Source organism: Lysobacter antibioticus HS124 (assembly GCF_000336385.2).
Taxonomy (GTDB): Bacteria; Pseudomonadota; Gammaproteobacteria; order Xanthomonadales; family Xanthomonadaceae; genus Lysobacter; species Lysobacter firmicutimachus.
Genome location: NZ_HG424460.1, coordinates 78,694 through 95,632, shown reverse-complemented (window position 1 = coordinate 95,632; position 16,939 = coordinate 78,694). Strand labels below are relative to the sequence as shown.

At 69.3% G+C, this 16,939-nt stretch carries 15 protein-coding genes; 3 read left to right on the top strand and 12 right to left on the bottom strand.

The window, feature by feature from the left end:
- Window positions 1–107: 107 nt before the first annotated feature.
- From TX83_RS05235 to TX83_RS05185, 11 genes are all read right to left on the bottom strand, one after another.
- The gene (locus TX83_RS05235; RefSeq protein ID WP_064746882.1) at window positions 108–1,376 is read right to left on the bottom strand and encodes a glutamate-5-semialdehyde dehydrogenase; all 1,269 of its coding nucleotides are present in this window, start codon (window positions 1,374–1,376) and stop codon (window positions 108–110) included.
- Window positions 1,373–2,584, bottom strand: coding sequence for a glutamate 5-kinase (gene proB / locus TX83_RS05230; RefSeq protein ID WP_064746880.1), 1,212 nt, complete (start codon window positions 2,582–2,584; stop codon window positions 1,373–1,375). Before proB ends, TX83_RS05235 begins: the two co-directional genes overlap by 4 nt.
- Window positions 2,581–3,870 carry an argininosuccinate lyase gene (gene argH, locus TX83_RS05225; RefSeq protein ID WP_064746878.1) on the bottom strand — a complete coding sequence of 430 codons (1,290 nt, stop codon included), beginning with the start codon at window positions 3,868–3,870 and terminating at the stop codon, window positions 2,581–2,583. The genes proB and argH overlap by 4 nt, the downstream gene beginning before the upstream one ends.
- A gap of 106 nt (window positions 3,871–3,976) precedes the next feature.
- Window positions 3,977–5,308, bottom strand: coding sequence for a proline--tRNA ligase (proS, locus tag TX83_RS05220; RefSeq protein WP_064746876.1), 1,332 nt, complete (start codon window positions 5,306–5,308; stop codon window positions 3,977–3,979).
- A 186-nt stretch (window positions 5,309–5,494) separates the two neighbouring features.
- Complete coding sequence (gene argC / locus TX83_RS05215) at window positions 5,495–6,460, bottom strand: N-acetyl-gamma-glutamyl-phosphate reductase (protein WP_064746875.1); 966 nt, start codon at window positions 6,458–6,460, stop codon at window positions 5,495–5,497.
- Window positions 6,453–7,079: a GNAT family N-acetyltransferase gene (locus TX83_RS05210; protein WP_064746874.1), complete on the bottom strand. Its 627-nt coding sequence runs from the start codon at window positions 7,077–7,079 to the stop codon at window positions 6,453–6,455. Before TX83_RS05210 ends, argC begins: the two co-directional genes overlap by 8 nt.
- A complete protein-coding gene (locus TX83_RS05205; RefSeq protein ID WP_064746873.1) occupies window positions 7,079–8,407 on the bottom strand; it encodes an acetylglutamate kinase in 1,329 nt (442 codons plus the stop codon). The genes TX83_RS05210 and TX83_RS05205 overlap by 1 nt, the downstream gene beginning before the upstream one ends.
- The gene (locus TX83_RS05200; protein WP_064746872.1) at window positions 8,407–9,498 is read right to left on the bottom strand and encodes an acetylornithine deacetylase; all 1,092 of its coding nucleotides are present in this window, start codon (window positions 9,496–9,498) and stop codon (window positions 8,407–8,409) included. The genes TX83_RS05205 and TX83_RS05200 overlap by 1 nt, the downstream gene beginning before the upstream one ends.
- 94 nt (window positions 9,499–9,592) lie before the next feature.
- Window positions 9,593–10,840 (bottom strand): argininosuccinate synthase, encoded by a 1,248-nt coding sequence (locus TX83_RS05195; RefSeq protein WP_064746871.1) that lies wholly within the window; start codon window positions 10,838–10,840, stop codon window positions 9,593–9,595.
- 81 nt (window positions 10,841–10,921) lie between these two features.
- Complete coding sequence (locus TX83_RS05190; RefSeq protein WP_064746870.1) at window positions 10,922–11,935, bottom strand: N-acetylornithine carbamoyltransferase; 1,014 nt, start codon at window positions 11,933–11,935, stop codon at window positions 10,922–10,924.
- A gap of 375 nt (window positions 11,936–12,310) precedes the next feature.
- Window positions 12,311–12,778, bottom strand: coding sequence for a hypothetical protein (locus TX83_RS05185; RefSeq protein ID WP_064746869.1), 468 nt, complete (start codon window positions 12,776–12,778; stop codon window positions 12,311–12,313).
- A 304-nt stretch (window positions 12,779–13,082) separates the two neighbouring features.
- Here TX83_RS05185 and cysS point away from each other — a divergent pair, with 304 nt between their 5' ends.
- The 3 genes from cysS (at window position 13,083) to TX83_RS05170 (ending at window position 16,253) form a co-directional block, all read left to right on the top strand.
- Window positions 13,083–14,486: a cysteine--tRNA ligase gene (gene cysS, locus TX83_RS05180; protein ID WP_064746868.1), complete on the top strand. Its 1,404-nt coding sequence runs from the start codon at window positions 13,083–13,085 to the stop codon at window positions 14,484–14,486.
- Between the two features lie 22 nt (window positions 14,487–14,508).
- Complete coding sequence (locus TX83_RS05175; RefSeq protein WP_064746867.1) at window positions 14,509–14,961, top strand: SufE family protein; 453 nt, start codon at window positions 14,509–14,511, stop codon at window positions 14,959–14,961.
- Window positions 14,962–15,032: 71 nt separating this feature from the next.
- A complete protein-coding gene (locus TX83_RS05170) occupies window positions 15,033–16,253 on the top strand; it encodes an MFS transporter (protein WP_087960671.1) in 1,221 nt (406 codons plus the stop codon).
- Window positions 16,254–16,257: 4 nt separating this feature from the next.
- On the opposite strand, the gene TX83_RS05165 is transcribed toward TX83_RS05170, so the two are convergent.
- A complete protein-coding gene (locus TX83_RS05165) occupies window positions 16,258–16,725 on the bottom strand; it encodes a nucleoside deaminase (protein ID WP_064746865.1) in 468 nt (155 codons plus the stop codon).
- Window positions 16,726–16,939: the final 214 nt, after the last annotated feature.

The following is a 16,939-nucleotide window of genomic DNA, read 5'->3' as shown; positions in this document are numbered from 1 at the left end:
AGGAGCGGCGTAAGCCGCGACCACGAAACCCGGCCTGCGGCGCGATCTGGACGCCCTGCGGTCGCGGCTTGCGCCGCTCCTATAAGGGCTTACACGAGGCCCCGGCGTCAGCGATGCTGCGACTCGGGATGGCGGACCTGCCCTGCCCCGCGCACGACGAAGCGTTCGATGGTCAGCGATTCGACGCCCATCGGGCCGTAGGCATGCAAGCGCGTGGTCGAAATGCCGATCTCGGCGCCGAGGCCGAGTTGGCCGCCGTCGTTGAAGCGCGAGGAGGCGTTGACCATCACCGCCGAGCTGCGGGTGCGGCGGACGAAGGCCTCGGCGGCGGCCGGGTCGGCGGTGGCGATCACTTCGGTGTGGTCGGAGCCGTACTGCGCGATATGCACCAGGGCCTGATCGAGATCGTCGACCACGCGCGCGGCGATGATCAGGTCGAGGTACTCGGCGGCGTAGTCGGCGTCGTCCGCGACGGCCAGGTCCGGCGCATAGGCGCGCACGCGCTCGCAGCCGCGCACTTCCACGCCGCGCGCGGCCAGGGCGGCCAGCGCTTGCGGCAGGAAGGCGTCGGCGATGTCGCGATGCACCAGCAGGGTTTCCAGCGCATTGCACACGCCCGGGCGCGAGGCCTTGCCGTCGACCAGCAGGTCCAGCGCCAGCGCGGGATCGGCGGCGCGGTCCACGTAAAGGTGGCAGACGCCTTTGTAGTGCTTGACGACCGGCACGCGCGCATGTTCGGCGACGAAGCGGATCAGGCTTTCGCCGCCGCGCGGGATCGCCAGATCGATCAGATCCGACAGCTGCAGCAGCTCCAGCACGTGCTCGCGCGCGGTGTCGTCGATCAACGACACCGCCGCTTCCGGCAAGCCGCGTTCGCGCAGCGCCGCGTGCAGGGCGGCGGCAATCGCGGCGTTGCTGGCGCGCGCTTCCGAGCCGCCGCGCAGCAGCACGGCGTTGCCGGCTTTCAGGCATAGCGCGGCGGCGTCGGCGGTCACGTTGGGCCGCGATTCGTAGATCATCGCGATCAGGCCCAGCGGCACCCGCTTGCGTTCGATCACCAATCCGTTCGGGCGGGTTTCGCTGCGGGTGACGCCGTCGAGCGGGTCGGCTTGCGCGGCCACTTCGCGCAGCGCGTCGGCGATGGCCGTCAGGCGCTGCGGGTCCAGGCGCAGGCGGTCGAGCATGGCCGCGCCGAGGCCGGCGGCTTCGCCGCGGCTCACGTCTTCGGCGTTGGCGGCCAGGATGCTCGCGCTTCGTGCGTCCAGCTGCCCCGCCATCGCCGCGATCAGGGCGGCGCGCTCGGCACCGTCGAGTGCGGCCAGAATCAGCGATGCCGCACGGGCGCGCTCGGCCAAGGTGCGTACGTAACCGCTCATGCCCTGTTCCTCTCGTTGGCGGCGACCGCACCGGTGGGGTCGGCCGCGATCGCGCCGACCTCCGCCGGCGTGCGCCCGCCCAGCATCACCAGATCGTCGCGGTGCACCACCGACTCGCCGTAGCGGAAGCCGAGCACCGCCTCGATGTCGCGGCTGTGGCGGCCCTTGATCCGCCCCAGCTCGACCGAGTTGTACTGCACCAACCCGCGCCCGATCGCCTCACCGTCCGCCGCCACGCGCAGCTCGACCACGTCGCCGCGGCGGAACTCGCCCTCGACCGCGACCACCCCGCCCGGCAGCAACGAGGCGCCGCGCACGCGCAGCGCGTTGGCCGCGCCGGCGTCGATGTGCAGGCTGCCGCTGGCGGGCGCGTGGCGCAGCCATTGCTTGCGAGCGCGCAGACGGTCGCTGTGCGCAGCGACCAGGGTGCCGTGCAGGCGGTCCTGGGCCAATGCCGCGACCACCTCGGCGTCGCGGCCGCAGAACAGCGCAGTGGCGATACCGGCGGTGGCGGCCTTGGCCGCCGCTTCGAGCTTGGTGCGCATGCCGCCGGTGCCGAGCGCGCCGGCGCCGCCGCTGGCGGCGACCAGCAGTTCCGGCGTCACCGTCGCCACGTGGCCGATCGGCCGCGCGGTCGGATCGCGCTGCGGGTGACCGCTGTACAAACCGCCGATGTCGGTGGCGATCAGCAGCAGGTCGGCGTCGACCAGCGACGCCACCGCCGCAGCCAGGTTGTCGTTGTCGCCGAGCTTGAGTTCGTCGACCGCGACGGTGTCGTTCTCGTTGACGACCGGCAACGCGCCCAGGCGCAGCAATTCGCGCAGCGAAGCGCGCGCATTGAGGTAGCGGCGACGGTTGCGCAGGTCGTCGTGGGTCAGCAGCACCTGCGCCACCGGCACGCTGGACAGCTGCTGCCAGAACGCGATCAGCGAGGCTTGGCCCAGCGAGGCCAGCGCCTGGCGCAGCACCAGGCCGTCGCCGCCGGTGTGGATGCGGCTGCGCCCGGCCGCGACCGCGCCGGAGGACACCAGCACCACTTCGCGCTGCTGTTCGCGCGCGCTTTCGATGAAACGCGCCAGGCCGGCGGCGTAGCGCGGGTCGAGCCCGCCGCCCTCGAAGCCGGCCAGCAGGCTGCTGCCGACCTTGAGCACGGCGCGGCGCCAGGGCGGCAAAGGCTGCGCGGCGAAATCCTTTGCCGCGGCGCTCATGTCAGTTCCTTCAGGCGCGCGCGCAGGGCATCCAGGCGCAGATCGCCCGCCGCGCCCGGCGATACCCGCGCGCGCAGGCTGGCCTCCGGATCGCCCTCGGCCCAGCGCGCCGGGTCGGCGGCCTGCTTGTAGGCGTCGCGGAACGGCAGGCCCTGGCGGGCCAGATCGACGGCGAGGTCGGTGGCGTACATCGACGGCTCCAGCGCCGCGCGCAGGCGTTCGGCCTTCCATTCCAGGTTGCGCAGCAGGTCGGGCAGCAGCTCCAGCGCGCCGAGGCCGCGGCCGAAGGCGTGAAAGATGGCGCCCTTGGAGAACTGCAGGTCGCGGTGGTAGCCCGAAGGCAGCGACAGCAGATGTTCGATCTCGGTGCGCGCGGCGGCGACGGCGGCGTAGCTGGCGCGCATCAGCTCGATCACGTCGGGGTTGCGCTTGTTGGGCATGATCGAACTGCCGGTGGTGTATTCGGCCGGCAAGGCGACGAAGCCGAATTCGGCGCTGGTGAACAGGCTCAGGTCCCAGGCCAGGCGGCGCAAGTCGAGCAACGCGGTCGACAGCGCATCGATCGCGCCGAGTTCGAACTTGCCGCGCGAAAGCTGGGCGTAGGTGGCGATCAGCTGCAGTCGGCCGAAGCCCAGCGTCTGGGTGGTGTGTTCGCGCGCCAGCGGCAGGTTGATGCCGTAGCCCGCGGCACTGCCGAGCGGATTGGCGTCGACCCAGTCCAGGGTCTGGCGCGCCCGCACGGCGTTGTCGATGAAGCCCTCGGCCCAGGCGCCCCACCACATGCCGGCGCTGGAGACCATCGCGCGTTGCAGATGGGTGTAGCCCGGCAGCGGCAAGCCGGCCTCGGCCTCGGCGCGCGCCAGGGCGACTTCGGCCGTCTCCCGACACAGCGCGTAGACGCGGCTCAGCCGGTCCTTCAGCCACAACCGGGTGGCGACCAGGATCTGGTCGTTGCGACTGCGGCCGGTGTGGATCTTGCGGCCGGCATCGCCGAGCCGTTCGATCAACCGGCCTTCGATCGCCGAATGGCCGTCCTCGTAGCGCTCGTCGAGCACGAAGCGGCCGGCGCGGAAATCTTCGGCCAGCACGTCCAGCTCGCGCGACAACCCCTCGAGCTCGTCTGCGTTGAGGATGCCGATCTGCTGCAGGCCCTGCGCATGGGCGCGGCTGGCCTGGATATCGAACAGGAAGAACTCGCGGTCGAGAATCACGTCCTCGCCGGCGAGGAAGTTCTGGATCCGCGCGTCGACCTTGACGCCGGGTTTTTGCCAAAGCAGATCGGACATGGGGGACGGCTCGCTGGAATCGGGAAAGAGAATCGGGAAAACGGGGAAACAGAGGCGAAAGAGAATTCGGCAACAGAAGGCGGCGGCGACCGCCGATCGTTCCGCCTCACTCGTTCCTGCGCATGGACAAACGGGCCAGAGCGTCCTCCTGCGTCAGCTCCGTCCGCTCGCCGGTCGCGCGACGCTTGAGTTCGACGACGCCGCGCTCCAGTCCGCGCCGGCCGACCACAATCTGCCAGGGCGGACCGAGCAGGTCCATGTGTGCGAATTTGACCCCGGCGCGCTCGCCGGTGTCGTCGAGCAGCACGTCCACGCCGCGCGCCTGGAGTTGCGCGTACAGGTGTTCGCAAGCCGCAGAGACCGTCGCATCGGCCGGATCGAGATCGATCAGGCCGACCCGGAACGGCGCCACCGGCTCGGGCCAGACGATGCCGGCTTCGTCGCAACCGGCCTCGACGATGGCGCCGACCAGGCGCGACACGCCGATGCCGTAGGAGCCGCCGTGGATGGCGCGCTCGACGCCGTCGGCGCCGGTCACCGCGGCCTTCATCGGCTGCGAGTATTTGGTGCCGAAATAGAACACCTGGCCGACTTCGATCCCGCGCGCCTGCACCCGCCGTTCGGCCGGTACCTCGCGCTCGAAGCGCTCGATGTCGTGCACGTCTTCGGTCGCGGCGTAGAGCGAGCTCCACTGGCGCACGATCGGCTCCAGGTCGCCGTCGTAATCGATGTCGTCGCCTGGGATCGGCAATTCGAGCATGCCGCGGTCGCAATACACCGCCGACTCGCCCGACGGCGCCAGGACCAGGAACTCGTGCGACAGGTCGCCGCCGATCGGCCCGGTCTCGGCGCGCATCGGGATCGCGCGGATGCCGAGCCGGGCGAAGATGCGCAGGTAGGCGACGAACATGCGCCGGTAACTGCGACGCGCCCCGGCCTCGTCGAGATCGAACGAGTACGCATCCTTCATCAGAAACTCGCGCCCGCGCAACACGCCGAAACGCGGGCGCTGCTCGTCGCGGAACTTCCACTGCAACTGGTACAGGTTCATCGGCAACGCGCGGTAGGACTTCACATGCGCGCGGAAGATCGCGGTGATCATGTCCTCGTTGGTCGGCCCGTACAGCAGTTCGCGCTCGTGGCGGTCGCGGATGCGCAGCATTTCCGGCCCGTAGGCTTCGTAGCGGCCGCTTTCGCGCCACAGGTCGGCCAACTGCAAGGTCGGCATCAGCAATTCCAGCGCGCCGGCGCGGTCCAGCTCGTCGCGGACGACGGCCTCGATCTTGCGCAGCACGCGCAGGCCGGCAGGCAGCCAGGTGTAGATGCCGGCGGTTTCCTGCCGGATCAGTCCGGCGCGCAGCATCAGCCGGTGCGAGGCGATCTGCGCCTCGGCGGGGTTTTCCTTCAACGCGGGCAAGAAATAACGCGACAGACGCATGGCGGCTTCACTCCGAACGCTGCAACCCATCCAACCGACGAATCCCTCCTACCGGACGCCCCCTTTTGGAAAGGGAGGTCAAGGGGGACTTGCCTTGGCCATTGTTTCCGCTTTTGCCCTGCGTTCAGAGCAACAGCGACAGCAAATCCCCTGCCCCCTTTTCTCGAGGGGGAAACAACGGAAGCGTCACGGTCGCGGGTGCGCGTCGATGCCGGTCAGTTCGTCCAGGCCGAAGGCTAGGTTGAGGTTCTGCAGCGCCTGCGTCGCCGCGCCCTTGAGCAGGTTGTCCAGGGTCGACACCACCACCACCCGGCGACCGTCTTCGGATACCGAGAAGCCGCCGATTTCCACATGGTGCCGGCCGGCGATGCGGCTGACCCAGGGCGCCTCGTCCAGCACCCGCACCATCGGCTCGCCGTCGTAATGGCGGTGATAGTGCTCGACCAGCTCTTCGCGCTCGAACCGGCGCGACAGGTGCAGGTTCGAGGTTACGGTGAGACCGCGGAAATGCGGCGCCACGTGCGGCATGAATTCGACCGGATGGCCGAGGTGGCGAGTGACCTCGCGCTCGTGCAGATGCCCGGTCAGCGCGTACGGCATCAGGTTGTCGCGCAGCTTGTCGGGGTCGTTCTTGTCCGAGGACGTGGTGCCGGCGCCGGAGTATCCGGACACGCCGAAGCACTGCACCGCGCCTTCCAGCACGTTCAGCAGCGGCGCGATCGCCAGCTGCATCGCGCTGGCGTAGCAGCCCGGGTTGCTGATCCGGCGCTGGCCGTGATAATCGCCGCGGGTCAGCTCGGGCAGGCCGTAGTACCAGTGATCGTCGAAGCGATAGTCCGCCGACAGGTCGACGATCACCGGTTCGGCGCCGACGGCGTCGAACGCGGCCACGCAGGCGGCGGCCTTGCCGTTGGGCAGGGCCAGCACCACCGCGTCGGCGCCCAGCGCCGGCAACTGTTCGTGCGCCGGCGAGCTGTAGCGCAGATCCGGGTTCTTGGCCGCGTATTCGGGGATGTGGTCGGCCAGGCGCTGGCCGTCGAGTTCGCGCGAGGACACGAAGGCCAACTCAAACTCGGGATGGCCGGCGATCAGCCGGATCAGGTCGGCGCCGACGTGGCCGCGCGCGCCGACGATGCCTAAGGTCTTAGCCATGGGTTGCGGCTCCGCTTGCGTGTCGGTCCAGCTTGTAATGCAGATTGCGCTTCACCGCCGGCCACTCCGTATCGATGATCGAGAATGCGACCGTGTCGCGGGGACTGCCGTCGGCGTGCCGGCGGTGATTGCGCAGCACGCCGTCCTGCTTGGCGCCCAGGCGCGCGATCGCGGCGCGCGAAGCCTGATTGAACCAGCTCGTCTCGAAGCCTACCGCGATACAGCCCAGGGTTTCGAAGGCGTGGCCGAGCAACAGCAGCTTGGCCTGGGTGTTCAGGCCGGTGCGCTGCACCCGCGGCGCATAGAAGGTATAGCCGATCTGGACCCGCGGCACCGCCGCGTCCATGTCGTAATAGCGGGTGCTGCCGACTACTTCGCCGCGCGCATCGAGCACGGCGAACGGCCAGGCGACGCCGCGGTCGCGCATCGCCAGGGCGGCGTCGATGTAACCGTCCACGCCCTCCGGCGCCGGCACGTTGGTGTACCAGGCCTGGGCCAGTTCGCCGCCGGCCAGGGCCGCGCGCAGACCGTCGCCGTGCGCGCGGCGCAGCGGTTCCAGGACGACGTGCTCCCCGCTCAGCCGCGGTTGCTGGGTCCACGCACTGCCTTGCGCGTCCATCAGTCCTCCAGGGTCGGCGTGCGCCGCCCGGCGTACTCGACGCAGGCGGCGATTTCGTCGAAGCCGTGCATGCCGTACCAGAACACCTTCCACTTCTCCTGCTTTAGGCAACCGTCGGATTCGGAGTAATAGAACGGGTTGACCGGATTGCCGTGGCGCGAGCGCCAGAACACGCTCGGATTCTGCTCGCGCATGACCTGCCATACCGCCCGCCCCAGGCCTTCGCCCTGGGCGTCGTCGAGCACCGCGAACTTGTCCAGGTAGGTGCGGCCGTCGGCCTCGATCAGCACGATCGCGGCGCGATAGTTCTCGCTGACGTAGGCCTGCTTGAGCCGGGTGTTTTCGAAATAACCTGCGACCAGCTTGCGCCCGAAGGCCGAATCGATCAGGCCGCGCAGGCGTTCCAGGTCGAGCTCGTCCCAGCGCGCGGCCTGCAGCACGCGTTCGCCGCGCCGGACCAGCGTGCCCGAGCCCTTGTGAGTGAACAGTTCCTTGGCCAGTTCGGCCGGCTTGGTGATCGACACCGACGAGGTCAGCGGCAGCTTGTCCAGCAAGTCCTTGATCTGCTCGATCTTGACCTTCATGCCGCCGTTGATCCACGGCTGCTCGATCAGGTGCTCGTACTCGGTCGACAGATTGATCGAGTCGATCACCTTGCCGTTGTCGTCGAGCAGGCCGCCGGTGCCGGTCAGGAACACGATCTTGTACGGTTGCAACACCTGCACCAGCTCGTTGGCGGCGAAGTCGGCGTTGACGTTGAGGATCTGCCCGCCGGCGGTTTCGCCGAGGCTGGCGATGACCGGAATCGAGCCGGCCTGCAGGCTGGCCTCGATCGGCGCCAGGTTGACCTTCTTGACCTCGCCGACCAGGCCGTAGGTATCGCGGTCCAGGTATTCGGCCTCGAACACGCCGGAGATGATCGAGGTCGCGCGGCCGTCGCCGGCCTGCAGCGCTTCGACCAGCTTGAGGTTCTGCGCCTGGAACACGCGGCGCACGATCGCCAGCGCCTCCGGCGAGGTCACGCGCAGACCGTTGACGGTCTGCTTGACGATGCCGGCCGCGGACAGTTCTTCGTCGAGCTGCGGGCCGGCGCCGTGGATCACGATCGGGGTCAGGCCGACGTCCTGCAGGAAGGCCAGCGACGAGGTCAGTGCGGCCAGGTCGTCGCGCAGCACCGCGCCGCCGACCTTGACCACCGCGAAGCGCTTGGAATCGAGCTGGGAAAAACGCTTGAGGTACTGCGAGATCTCCTTGGCGCTGGCCATGCTCGACAGCAGCCGCACGATGGTCTGGCGGGTCTGCAGGTGGTTGTCCATGGAAACGCTCATTACGCCTTGCTCCCGATGATGCGCGCCACGCTCTGCGCGTAGCCTTGCAGTTGTTCCAGCGCGACCCATTCGTCGGCGGTATGGGCCTGGGCGATATGGCCCGGGCCGTAGACGATCGCGGTCAGGCCGGCGGCCGAGAACAGCGAGGCTTCGGTCCAGAAATCGACCGCGTTGCCGATCGGCAGATCGAGCGCGTCGGCCAGGTCGCGCGCTTCCAGCCGGCGATGTTCGGCATCGGCGACGCCGCCGGCCGGCAACGGCGGACCGCGGAAGGTTTCCTCGTAGCGCTCGATCGCGCCGGCGTCGACCAGGGTGCCGAAGGTTTCGTGCAGGTCGTCGATCGGCTGCGAGGGCAGCGGACGAAAGCCGAAACGCAGTTCCGCGCTGGGCGCGATCATGTTGGCCTTGATCCCGCCTTCGACCCGGCCGATGTTGAAGCGCAGCCCGGTCAGGCCGCCGAAGCGCTGGTGCGCCTGCGCCTCGACGTAGTCCAGGGCCTTGCCGCCCCAGCGGATCGCCTGATGCAACGCGCTGGCCTGCATCGCGTTGGCGCCGGAGGCATGCCCGGCGACGCCGCGGAACTTCAGCAGCACCGAGCTGATGCCGCGATGCGCCAGCACCGCCTCGTTCATGGTCGGCTCGGCCACCAGCACGTCCGAGAAACCGTGCGCAGTGCCGAGGAAGCCGGCGATGCAACGCGCGTCGTTGGCCTCCTCGTCGGTCGAGAACAGGAACGCGGCGTCGCCGTCGGCAACGGCCGCGGCGGCCAGCAATCCGGCCGCCGCGCCCTTGATGTCGCAGGCGCCCAGGCCGATCGCGCGGTCTTCGGTCACCCGCAACACGTGCGGATCCGCGCTCCAGGCTTCCGACGACGGCACCGTGTCGAGATGGACGTTGAACAGCCGGCGCGGGTTGCCGCGCACGGCCAACATCGACACCGCGCCGGCGCCGTGATCGGTCACTTCGATGCGGAATCCCGGCAGTTGGCTGCGCAGATAATCGAAGATGCCGTCGGTACCGATGTCCCGCGGCGGATTGCGGGTGTCGTAGGAGACCAGGGCCTGCAGATGGGTTAGGACTTCGGGGAGCATGGTCGGCGGGTCGTTGGGGAGTCGGTGGGGTGCGTCGCCGCAATATCGTCGCTGCAGTCCCCTCTCCCGCCTGCGGGAGAGGGGCTGTTGAGCGTCAGCTCTTGCGGTTGATCTCCGCCCACAGCGTGCTGCTCATGCCGAACAGCTTGATGAAGCCTTCGGCCTCGGCCACGCCCCAGTCGGCGGCCTGGGCGTACGTCGCGCCCTTGGCGTTGAGGATGTGCCTGGATTCGATCGCCACCGCGTTGACGGTGCCGCCGTTGCTCTCCAGGGTCACCTCGCCGTTGACGGTCGATTGCGAGCTGGCCAGGAAGGCTTCCAGGTCGGCCTTGAGCGGGTCGTGGAAGAAGCCTTCGTAGACCAGCTCCACCCACTTGCGCGCCACGTCCGGCTTGAAGCGGTTCTGCTGCTTGCTGAGCACCGCTTCTTCCAGCGCGCGGTGCGCGGTCAGCAGCGCGATCAGGCCCGGCGCTTCGAAGATGATCCGGCCCTTGAGGCCGATGGTGGTGTCGCCGGTGTACAGGCCGCGGCCAACGCCGTACTGCGCGAACAGGCCGTTGAGCTTGGCCAACAGCTTATGGCCTTCGATCTTCTCGCCGTTCAGCGCCACCGCCTCGCCGTTCTCGAAGCTCAGCTTCACCGACAGGGGCTCGCTCGGCCACTGCGCGCGCGGCTTGCACCAGCCCACTGCGCCCTCGCCCGGCGCCTGCCAGCGGTCGATCTCGCCGCCGGACATGGTCAGGCCGAGCAGGTTCTCGTTGATGGTGTAGGCCTTCTGCTTGGCGCGCACGCCGAAGCCGCGCTGTTCCAGGTACTGCTGCTCGTAGGCGCGGACCTCGGTGTGCTCCTTCTGGATTTCGCGGATCGGCGCGACGATCTCGTAATCGCCCAGCGCCTTGACGGCCAGGTCGAAACGCACCTGGTCGTTGCCCATGCCGGTGCAGCCGTGGGCGATCGCCTTGGTGCCGAGTTCGGCGGCGCGCTTGAGCGCGGCTTCGACGATCAGGTAGCGGTCCGACACCAGCAGCGGATACTGGCCCTGGTAGCCCTCGCCGGCCCACACGAACGGCTTGACGAAGCCCGACCAGATCGCCGGACCGCCGTCGACGGTGACGTGGCTGGCCACGCCGAGCTCGGCGGCGCGCTGCTCGATGAAGGCGCGCTCCTCGTCGTCGACGCCGCCGGTATCGGCGAACACGGTATGCACGGCCCAGCCGCGCTCCTGCAGGTAGGGCACGCAGAAACTGGTGTCGAGGCCGCCGGAGAAGGCGAGGACGATGTCTTTGGCGCCGGAATCCGGGATTTGGGATTCGGGATGGGTGGAAGCGGTCTGCTGCGACATGGGGAGGCGTCTCTAATGATGATGTCTTGTTGATGATCCAGCGCTGGGGATGCGCTTTCGCTCATCCCCCATCCCGAATCCCTAGTTCCGGCCGCCCGCCAGGGCGGCCATGATCGCCTTCTGCACGTGCAGGCGGTTCTCGGCCTCCTCGATCGCGATGCAGTTCGGCGAATCCATCACCGCGTCGGTGGCCTTGACGTTGCGGCGCAGCGGCAGGCAGTGGCTGAACACGCCGTTGTTGGTCAGCGCCATCTTCGCCTCGTCGACGATGAAGTGCTTGTACTGGTCGCGGATGGGCTTTTCCGGACCCCAGTTGCCGAAGTACGGCAGCGCGCCCCAGCTCTTGGCGTAGACCACGTCGGCGCCGGCGTAGGCGCTTTCGATGTCGTGGCTGACGGTCAGCGAGCCGCCGCTCTCGGCGACGTTCTGCTCGGCCCAGCCCATGTAGCGCTGGTCGAGCACGTACTCCGGGGTCGGGCACAGCAGGGTCACGTCCATCCCCAAGCGGGTGGCGATGGTCAGGGCCGAGTTGGCGACCGCGGTGTTGAGCGGCTTGGGGTGGTAGGTCCAGGTCAGCACGTACTTCTTGCCGCGCAGGTCGGTGGTGCCGAAGCGCTCCTGCAGCGCCAGCGCGTGCGCCAGCTCCTGGCAGGGATGGGTGATGGTCTCCATGTTGATGACCGGCACCGGCGAATACTTGGCGAAGGACTTGAGCACGATGTCTTCGCGGTCGTAGGCCCAATCGACGAACTTCGGGAACGCACGCACGCCGATCAGGTCGACGTAGCGGCCCAGCACCCGCGCCACTTCGGCGATGTGCTCCTCGGTATCGCCGTCCATGACCGTGCCCAGGTCGAACTCGATCGGCCATGCGTCCTTGCCCGGCTGCAACACCACGGCATGGCCGCCGAGCTGGAACGCGCCCAGCTCGAAGCTGGTGCGGGTACGCATGGACGGATTGAAGAACACCAGCGCGATCGACTTGCCGCGCAACTGGTCGCCGAGCTTGCTGCGCTTGAACGCCGCGGCCTGGGCCAGCAGCGCGTCGAGGTCGGTGCGCGACCAGTCCTGGGTGTTGAGGAAGTGTCTGGACATGTCTGGGATTCGAGATTGTGGATTGGGGATTCGCAAAGCGTGGAACGCGGTGGTGGGAGGCGCGAAAGGCGATCGGGGGTGGCGGCAGCCGCTGTAACCCATCCCGAATTCCGAATCCCGATCCCGAAAAGCAAAAAAGCCCAGCGCTAGGCTGGGCTTTTCGTGTGTGGTGCTTGTTACACGAACGACGGCGAGCGCCGTCACCCAGCGGATTGGCAGGGCAACGGTCGACGCGCGCGCGAGGTCATGCCCGCCGCCATGTAGGCGGAGGTCAAAACGTCGGCGTCGGCGTAGTTCGGGTTCATGAGGTCGCGAATGCTCGCATGGGCGGGACGCGGGCGCAAGCCGTACGGCCGCGTCCGGGCGGCGCCGGGGCTAGCGGGAGGTGCTGATCGGGGTGATGACCGGGGTCACCGCGACCCGGATCCGCAGCTTGTTGCCCGGGTCCTCGGGCAGGCGCGAGCGGAATCGGGCGCCCTTGTAGACGTAGTCCACGTCGTAGGCGATCGGCCGGCGGAACTCGCGGTCGACCGGCACCGGGCGGCAGTTCTCGCCGGTGCTGGGCTTGGGATTGCGCTCGCGCCCCAGCGCCTCGCGCACCGCCCCGACCACCCGCGACAGGCGCGAGTTCTCGCTCGCAGCGGGCTCGGGGTCGCATTGCTGCTCGACCGTGGTCGCGCGCAGGGTCTGGTAGACCGGGGTCACCCGCAGCACCTGGGCGTAGTCGAAACGCACGTTTTCGGCCTGGATCACGGTGTGCTGGGCCGCGGCCGGCAGCGACGACGCCGCGGCCAGGGCGCTGGCCAGCACCAGGATCGAAGCCTGCAAGGCGGTTCGGTTCATCGGGCTCGCGGAGACGGATTCGTGAATAAATTGTAAGAGCAGTGTGCCGCCATGGCCTGAATCCCACCTTTAGGCCCGACCCGGCGCAGCCCGCGAACCGGGCCGGAGGCACGTCCGCGGCGTCGTGCCGGAGGCCATCGCGCCGCCCGGCCACCGGCGCGGAGCGACCGGCGACGTCGGCGCCCCGCCGGTCGGTCGCGCGGCGGCACCGCTTCGCCGCGCGCCCCGGCCGCCGCAGCGCCATCGCGTCCGGGCGCAGCGAGCGTGCCTTCGTTAGAATGAACCGACTCCCATTCGTGCCGCCATGAGCCTGCATCTCTACAACAGCCTGTCGCGACAGGTCGAAGCCTTCGTTCCGCTGGATCCGGCCCGCCCGACCATGTATCTGTGCGGCCCCACGGTCTACAACTACGCCCACATCGGCAACGCCCGCGGCCCGGTGGTGTTCGGCGTGCTGGCCGAGGCGCTGCGCCGGCGCTACGGCGCGCTGGCCTTCGCCCGCAACATCACCGACGTCGACGACAAGATCAACGCGGCCGCGGCCGAGCAAGGGGTGCCGATCTCGGTCATCACCGAGCACTACGCCGCGATCTACCGCCAGGACATGGGCGCGCTCGGCGTGCGCCTGCCGGACCTGGAGCCGGCCGCGACCGCGCACATCGGCCAGATCGTGAGCATGATCGAGCGCCTGATCGCCACCGGTCACGCCTATGAGGCCGAAGGCCACGTGCTGTTCGCGATCCAGAGCTTCCCCGAGTACGGCAAGCTTTCGCGCCGCGACATCGACGACATGCGCGCCGGCGCACGGATCGAAGTCGCGCCGTACAAGCGCGATCCGGGCGATTTCGTGTTGTGGAAGCCCTCCGGCGCCGACCTGCCCGGCTGGGACTCGCCCTGGGGCCGCGGCCGTCCGGGCTGGCACATCGAATGCTCGGCGATGGCCGCCGCCCATTTGGGCGAGACCATCGACATCCATGCCGGCGGCAACGATCTGATGTTCCCGCACCACGAGAACGAGATCGCGCAGAGCGAATGCGCGCACGGCGGCAAGGTGTTCGCGCGGTTCTGGCTGCACAACGGGATGCTGAACTTCGACGGCGAGAAGATGGCCAAGTCGCGCGGCAACATCGAGACCGTGCACGAACTGCTGGAAAAGCACCCGGCCGAAGCGCTGCGCTACGCGCTGCTGACCGCCCACTACCGCCAGCCGCTGGATTGGTCGAACAAGCTGATCGAGCAGTGCGCGCGTACCCTCGACCGGCTGTACGGCACTCTGCGCGATCTGGCCGGCGTCGAAGCCGAGCCGGTACGCATCCCGGCCGAGATCGAGCGCATCCTCGACGACGACCTGGGCACGCCGCAGGCGCTGGCCGAGATCGCGCGCATCGCCGCCGAGGCGCGCAAGGCCACCGATCCGGCCGAGCAGGCGCGGCTCAAGCGCGACCTGCTCGGCGCCGGCCTGGCCCTGGGCCTGCTGCAGCAGGACCCGGCGGCCTGGTTCGCCGGCGCCGACGGCGACCAGGACGACGAGCGCATCCAGGCCCTGGTCGAGGAGCGCAGCGCGGCCAAGAAGGCGCGCGATTTCGCCCGCGCCGACGCGATCCGCCAGCAATTGGCCGACGAGAACATCCTGCTGGAAGACACGCCGCAGGGCGTGCGCTGGGTGCGCAAGCGCCCGGAACTCAACACCGAGGAAACCGGGTCCTGACGCGCGCAGGCCCCCAGATTCGATGAACGCTGCCGCCCTCCCCGCTTCCCCGTTTCCGCTCGAACCCAGCGCCGCTCAGGCCCAGGCCGCGATCCGCGACGAATTCGCCTTCTTCGGCGACTGGTCCGAACGCTACCAGTACCTGATCGACCTCGGCCGCAAGTTGCCGGACCTGCCGCAGGCCTACAAGACCGAAGAGCACCGCCTGCTCGGCTGCCAGTCGATGGTCTGGATCGCGGTCGAGGGCGACGCGCAACGCCTGGATTTCCATGCAATCAGCGATTCGGCGATCGTCTCCGGCCTGATCTACCTGGCCCTGCGGGTCTATTCCGGGCGCAGCGCGAACGAGATCGTCGCCACGTCGGCCGATTACATCGCCGACATCGGCCTGGCCAAGCACCTGTCGCCGACCCGTAGCAACGGCCTGGCCGCGCTGCTGGCCTTCATCCGCGAGCAGGCGCAACGGCGCCTGTGAGCGCCGGACCGTCCGGCACGAGCGCCGACACCGCCGACGCACCGCCGCCGGCACCGACCGGAGTCGGCCCGCTGCTGCGCAACCCCGGTTTCGCCGGCCTGCTGGTGTACCGGCTGCTGGGCATGCTGTCGTACCAGATCGTCGCGGTCACGGTCGGCTGGCACGTCTACGAACTGACCCGCGATCCCTTCGCCCTGGGCCTGATCGGCCTGGCCGAAGTCGTGCCCTATTTCTGCTTCGCCCTGTTCGCCGGCTACGCGGTCGATCATCTGCCGCGGCGCAAGCTCGGCCTGTTCGCCTGCCTCGGCCTGGTCGCGACCACCGCGTTGCTGGCCGGGGTCGCCTCCGGCGCGCTGCCGGCCGGCGGATTCGGCTTCGCCACCGCGACCATCTACGCGGCGATCGCGCTCAACGGCGTGGTCCGCGCCTTCCTGGGGCCGGTGTACACGTCGCTGTTCGCGCGCGTGCTCCCGCGCGAGCATTACGCGCGCGGCGCGGGAGTCAGCAGCGTGGTCATGCAGACCGGACTGGTGCTGGGCCCGGCGCTGGGCGGCGCGCTGGTGGCCTGGGGCGGCAAGACCTCGGCCTACCTGGTCGCGGCCGGCTTCGCCGTCGCCGCGGCGATCGCGATCATCACCCTGCGCGTGACCGAACCGCCGGCGCCGAGCGAACGCGCGCCGGTGTTCAAGAGCATCGGCGAGGGCCTGCGTTTCGTGTTCAATCACCAAGTCGTGCTCGGCGCGCAGGCGCTGGACATGTTCTCGGTGCTGTTCGGCGGCGCGGTCGCGCTGTTGCCGGCCTTCATCCACGATGTGCTGCACTATGGTCCCGAAGCGCTGGGCGTGCTGCGCGCGGCGCCGGCCGCCGGCGCGGTGCTGGTCGGTCTGTGGCTGGCCCGGCATCCGCCGCAGAAGCACGCCGGGCGCCTGCTGCTGTACGCGGTGGCCGGCTTCGGCCTGTGCATCATCGGCTTCGCCCTGTCGCGCCAGTTCTGGCTGTCGGCGCTGATGCTGATGCTCTCGGGCATGTGCGACGGCGTGTCGGTGGTGCTGCGCTCGACCATCCTGCAGTTGTCGACGCCGGACGAGATGCGCGGCCGGGTGTCGTCGATCAACGGCATCTTCATCGGCTCATCGAACGAGCTCGGCGCGTTCGAGTCCGGCGTCGCCGCCCGCCTGCTGGGCCTGGTGCCGTCGGTGATCTTCGGCGGCTGCATGACCCTGGCGGTGGTCGCCGCGACCGCGAAGCTGGCGCCCAAGCTGCGCCGGCTCGACTTGCGCGACCTGCAATAGACGCTCAGCCGCGCTGCTGCGCCCATTCCCGGTACAGCCCCTCCTCGCCCGGCGGGCGCAACGGCCGCACCGGCAAGGACTGCTGCGCGGGCGGCAGCGCCATCTGCGCATAGACCGCGGCGGTGGACAGGCCGAACGCCGCCGCGTCGTCGTTGGAATAGGCGAAATGCACCGCGGCCACGCCGCACAGATGCATCGCCGCCAGGCACATTGGACAGGGCTGGCCGCTGGCGTAGACCGTGCAGCCGTCCAGGCGCGGCACGCCCAGGGCTTGCGCGGCGGCGCGGATCGCCAGCAGTTCGGCATGTGCGGTGGGGTCGCCGCTGGCGTGGATGGCGTTGGCGGCGCGCGCCAGCACCGCGCCGTCGCGCACCACCAGCGCCCCGAACGGGCGCCCGCCGGCCGCGATGTTGGCGCGGGCCAAGGCCACGGCCTCGCGGAGGAAGTCCAGGTCGGCGGCATCGGTGGACATGGCGGCGCTCGTCGGGGGATTGGCCCCAGCTTGCCGCAGGCCGGCGCCGAGCGGGTGGACCGGTTCTGTCGGTTGAAGGGTGGCGGTGAGCGCTGGAGCCCGTGCGCGGGCAGGCCGCTTCGGCCCGCACCGGCGTAACGGCTGTTCGCCCGCGCCCGGCCGAAACGCGAAAGCCCGGCCGAAGCCGGGCTTTTCCTTGGACCGCACCGCTCGG